This is a genomic window from Kitasatospora sp. NPDC008050 (assembly GCF_042957465.1).
GTDB lineage: Bacteria > Actinomycetota > Actinomycetes > Streptomycetales > Streptomycetaceae > Kitasatospora.
In genome coordinates, this window is sequence record NZ_JBIBIJ010000034.1 from 1 (window position 1) to 5,729 (window position 5,729).

The 5,729-nt window shown below is 74.0% G+C and carries 1 protein-coding gene; it reads right to left on the reverse strand.

The features are described from left to right. Nucleotides 1–5,483 (reverse strand): type I polyketide synthase (locus ACFZB9_RS35950; RefSeq protein WP_391454252.1); only part of this gene is annotated, 5,483 nt, incomplete at its 3' end. Nucleotides 5,484–5,729: the final 246 nt, after the last annotated feature.

Consider the following 5,729-nt stretch of genomic DNA (forward strand, 5'->3'; position numbering starts at 1 on the left):
AACACCGGATGACCGTTCCGCTCCGCATCCGACAACCGCTCCACCAACAACACCCCCACACCCTCACCCCACCCCGTACCATCCGCACCACCCGCAAACGCCTTGCACCGCCCATCCACCGCCAACCCACCCTGACGACTGAACTCCACAAACGCACCAGGCGTCGACATCACCGTCACACCACCCGCCAACGCCAACGAACACTCACCACCACGCAACGCCTGCACCGCCATGTGCAGAGCCACCAACGACGACGAACACGCCGTATCCACCGTCACCGCCGGCCCCTCCAGACCGAACGTGTAGGACAACCGCCCCGACACCACACTCGCCGCGGTTCCGGTGCCGAGCTGGCCCGACAGCTCGTCCGCCGAGGAGGCGGCGAGGGCGAGGTAGTCCTGGCCGTTGGTGCCGACGAAGACGCCCGCCTGGCTGCCGCGCAGCGTGGCCGGGTCGATGCCCGCCCGCTCGAACGCCTCCCAGGAGGCTTCGAGCAGCAGCCGCTGCTGCGGGTCCATCGCCAACGCCTCACGCGGCGAGATCCCGAAGAACGTCGGGTCGAACTCGGCCACGCCGGTGAGGAAGCCGCCGTCACGGGTGTGCGAGGACTGGGCCTCGTCGGTGCCGAAGAGCGAGGCGAGGTCCCAGCCACGATCGGTCGGGAACCCGGAGATCGCATCACGCCCCGAGACGAGCAACTCCCACAGCTCCTCGGGCGACGCGATACCCCCCGGGAACCGGCAGCTCATCGCCACGATCGCGATCGGCTCATCGTCAACCGCGCCCGCCGCAACCACCGCCGGGGCAACCTGGGTGCCACCGAGCAGCTCGGTGCACAGGTAGCCGGCCAGCGCGGCCGTGGTCGGGTAGTCGAAGACCAGGGTGCTGGGCAGGCTCAGGCCGGTCACGGCGTTCAGGCGGTTGCGCAGCTCGACGGCGGTCAGCGAGTCGAAGCCCAGCTCCTTGAACGCCCGGGCCGGGTCCACCGCCTCCGGACCGGGGTAGCCGAGCACGGCGGCCACCTCGGCGCGGACGGCTTCGAGCAGCGCGCGCTCCTGCTCGGCGGGGGTGAGAGCGGCCAGGCGCTGGGCCAGCGGACCGCGCTGCGCCCGGTGTGCGCCGGCCGCGCCGTCGTCCGCGCCGTCGGTGGTGGCCGCCAGGGCCTGGCGGGCCTCGGGGATCGCGTCGAACAGCGTGGTGGCGCGGCGGCTGCCGGTGGTGCCGCCGAGCAGCAACTCCCAGCTGATGTCGGCGATCGCGAGCGTGCCGTCGCCGTTCTCCAGCGCCTGGTGCAGGGCGGTGATCGCCGAGGCCGGGTCCATCGGCGGGACGCCCTCGCGGCGCAGCCGCTGCTCCAGCGCCCCGCCGGCGGCCATCCCGCCGCTGCTCCACGGGCCCCAGGCGATCGAGGTGGCGGGCAGGCCGTCGGCCCGGCGCTGCTCGGCCAGCGCGTCCAAGTAGGCGTTGGCGGCCGCATAGTTGGCCTGGCCGGGGTTGCCGATCGTCCCGGCGGTGGAGGAGAAGAGCACGAACGCGCCGAGGCCGGCGGTCAGTTCGTGAAGATTGCGGGCCGCGTCCAGCTTGGGACGAGCCACGGCGGCGAACTGCTCGGCGGTCAGGCCATCGAGCACCCCGTCGTCGAGCACGCCCGCGGTGTGGAAGACGGCGCAGACCGGGTGCGCCGCCAACAGCTCGGCCAGCGCCCCGCGGTCGGCCACATCGCACGCCGCAACCGTCGCCTCGGCACCCAACTCTGCCAGCTCAGCGACCAGTTCGGCCGCACCGGGAGCCTCCGGGCCGCGCCGGCTGGTGAGCACGAGCTGCTCGGCGCCGTTGCGGGCCAGCCAGCGCGCCACCTCGGCACCCAGCGCACCCGTGCCACCGGTGATCAGGGTCGTCCCGGTCGGCTGCCACGGGGTCGCGCTGCCGCGCGGGGCGCGGACCAGGCGGCGGGCGAGCAGGCCGGTGGCGCGCACGGCCAGCTGGTCCTCACCGCCGACGCCGGCCAGGGCATCGGCGAGGCGGGACAGCACGCGGTCGTCCGCGTGCTCCGGGAGGTCGACCAACCCGCCCCAACGCTCGGGCTGTTCCAGCGCCGCCACCCGGCCCAGGCCCCAGAGCTGGGCCTGCACGGGGCTCGCCAACCGGTCCGTGCGACCGGTGGAGACCGCGCCGCGCGTCACGCACCAGAGCGGCGCCTCGAAGCCCCCATCGCCCAGCGCCTGGAGCAGCCCGAGCGTGCCGGCCACCGAGGTGGCCTCCTCCAGTGCCAGCAGCGAGAGGACGGCGAGCGGTGATGGAGCGTCGGAGACGGCGCCGAGCAGCTCACCGGCGATGTCGCCGCGCGCGGTGCCGGTCAGTGCCAGCAGCCGGACCGTCGCGCCGCGCGCGGTCAGGACCCGTGCCATGTCCCGCACGAGGGCGTCGTCGCGGTGCCCGGCCGGGAGCACCACCAGCCAGGTGCCCGTCAGCGCCCCCGCCGGGGACTCGGTGACCGGCTGCCAACTGGCCCGGTAGCGCCAGCCGTCCAGGGTGGACTGCTCGCGGCTCCCGCGGCGCCAGGCCGACAGGGCGGGCAGCAGCGTGCCCAGCGCGGCCTCGTCGTCCACCGCGAGCGTGGCGGCCAGCGCGTCGACGTCCTCGCGCTCGACCGCCGCCCAGAAGTCCGCATCCGGCACGGCGGCCGCCGCGGCTGCCGCCGCCCCTGCCTTGGTGCCCGCGCCGCCGGACTCCAGCCAGTACCAGTCGTGCTGGAAGGCGTAGGTGGGCAGCTCGACGCGCTGCGCGGGCCGCCCGGCGAAGAGCGCCTCACGGTCCAGCGCGGCACCGCGCACCTGGGCCAGCGCGATGCTGGTCAGCACGGTCTCGACCTCGGGGCGGTCGGCGCGCAGCACCGGGGCGAAGGCGGCGCCGGTGGCGATCTCCTGGCCGAGCGCGCTGAGGGTGCCGTCGGGGCCCAGCTCGACGAAGGTGCGCACGCCGTCCTGCTCCAGGGTCTGGACGGCGTCGGCGAAGCGGACGGCCTCGCGGACGTGGCGAACCCAGTACGCGGGGTCAGTCAGGTCGGCTTCCCGGTCGAGCGTGGAGACGATCGGGACGGTGGGGGCGTTGAACGTCAACTGCTGGGCGATCGCGCGGAACTCGGCCAGCATCGGCTCCATCAGCGGCGAGTGGAACGCATGGCTGACGGTCAGGCGCTTGGTCTTGCGGCCCAGTTCGGCGAGTTGTGCGGCGACCTCCGCCACGGCCTGCTCCGCACCCGAAACCACCACGGAGGCCGGGCCGTTGACGGCGGCGATGCCCACCTCGTGCTCGCGCCCTGCGAGCAGCGGGAGCACCTCCTGCTCGCTCGCCTGCACGGCCACCATGGCACCGCCGGCGGGCAGTTGCTGCATCAGGCGGCCGCGGGCAGCGACCAGCCGGGCGGCGTCGGGGAGCGAGAGGATGCCCGCGACGTGTGCGGCGGCCAGCTCGCCGATCGAGTGCCCGGCCAGGAAGTCCGGCCGCAGACCCCAGGATTCGACGAGGCGGAAGAGCGCGACCTCGATGGCGAAGAGCGCCGGCTGGGTGTAGGCGGTCTGGTCGAGCAGCGTGTCGGCCTCGCCGACCGGCGTCGCCAGATGCTGGTCCAGCTCGGCGCAGACCGCGTCGTACGCCTCGGCGAACACCGGGAAGGCCGCGTAGAGTTCGACCCCCATGCCGGGGCGCTGGCTGCCCTGGCCGGTGAAGAGGAAGGCGAGCTTGCCGTCGCCGGCCTCGCCCCGCACGAGCCGCGCGCTGGTGCTCCCGTCGGCGGCGAGTGCCTGGAGGTCGCGGCGGAACTCGTCCAGTTCGGTGGCGACCAGCACCGCGCGCTGTGGCAGGACGGCCCGGGTGGTCGCCAGCGAGTAGCCGAGGTCGACCGGGTCGGGCAGGCGGTCCTCCTGGCCCGGTCCGGCGGCCAGGTGGCTCAGCAGCCGCGCGGCCTGGGCGCGCAGGGCGTCGGCGCTCTTCGCCGAGAGGAGCCACGGCACCACGGCAGTGCGCACCACGGCAGTGCGCACCACGGCGGCCGCGGCGGGTGACGTCGTCTCCTCCTCGCCGGCCTCGGCCGGCTCCGGCACCTGCTCCAGGATGGTGTGCGCATTGGTGCCGCTCACGCCGAAGGAGGAGACCGCGGCCCGCCGGGGCTCGCCGGTCAGCGGCCAGGCGGTGGCCTCGGTCAGCAACGAGACCGCACCCGCCGACCAGTCGACGTGCGGGGTGGGCTCGTCCACGTGAAGGGTCGGCGGCAGCACGCCGTGCCGCATCGCCATGACCATCTTGATCACGCCCGCGACACCGGCCGCCGCCTGGGTGTGGCCGATGTTCGACTTCAACGAGCCCAGCCAGAGCGGGCGTTCGGCCGCCCGCTCGCGACCGTAGGCGGCCAGCAGGGCCTGCGCCTCGATCGGGTCGCCGAGCGTGGTGCCGGTGCCGTGCGCCTCGACCACGTCGACCTGGCCGGCCGTCAGCCGGGCGTCGCCCAGCGCCTGGCGGATCACCCGCTGCTGGGCCGGACCGTTCGGCGCCGTCAGGCCGTTCGAAGCACCGTCCTGGTTGACGGCGCTGCCGCGCACCACGGCCAGCACCGGGTGGCCGTTGCGCCGGGCGTCCGAGAGCCGCTCGACCAGCAGCATCGCGACGCCCTCGGACCAGCCCGTGCCGTCGGCCCCGGCGGCGAAGGACTTGCAGCGCCCGTCGGCCGCAAGGCCGCGCTGGCGGCTGAACTCGATGAACACGTCCGGGGTGGCCATCACCGTGACGCCGCCGACCAGGGCCTGCGAGCAGTCGCCGCGGCGCAGCGCCTGGCACGCCCAGTGCAGGGCGACCAGGGAGGAGGAGCAGGCGGTGTCCAGGGTGGCGGCCGGACCCTCCAGCCCCAGGGTGTAGGCGATCCGACCGGAGAGCACGCTGGTCGCGTTGCCGGTCAGCAGCCGGCCCTCGACGCCCTCCGGCACCTCCTTCAGCTCCGAGCCGTAGCCCTGGTAGCTGCCGCCGACGTAGACGCCGGTCCGGCTGCCGCGCAGACCGCCCGGGTCGATACCGGCCCGCTCGAAGACCTCCCAGGAGGCTTCCAGCAGCAGCCGCTGCTGCGGGTCCATCGCCAGCGCCTCACGCGGGCTGATACCGAAGAACTCCGCGTCGAAGCGGCCTGCGTCGTGCAGGAAGCCGCCGCCGGTCGCGTAGACCGTGCCCGGGTGGTCCGGGTCCGGGTGGTACAGGCCGTCGACGTCCCAGCCGCGGTCGGCCGGGAACGGGGTGATCGCGTCCCCGCCGGTGGCGACCAGTTGCCACAGGTCCTCGGGCGACCGCACACCACCGGGCAGGCGGCAGCTCATCGCCACGATCGCGATCGGCTCCTGCTCGGCGTCCTCGACCTCGCGCAGCTTGCGGGTGGTCTTGCGCAACTCGGCCGTCATCCACTTGAGGTGGTCGAGGAGCTTCTTTTCGTCTGCCATCAGAGGGCCACCTTCGGGGAAGCCGGGACACGTGCGGTCGGGGCGCGGAAAATCGCGGTCAGGAGCTGGCCGATCGTGTACTGATCGGCCGGGTGGTCATCGGGTGCTGGGTGGTCAGGCGTCAGGTGGTCAGACGTCAGATGGTCAGGCGTCAGGTGGTCAGGCGTCAGGTGGTCAGGCGTCAGGTGGTCCGCCTCAGCCGGAGGGGCCACAGGCTCGTCACTCGGTGCGGGAGTCATCCCGGTCCCC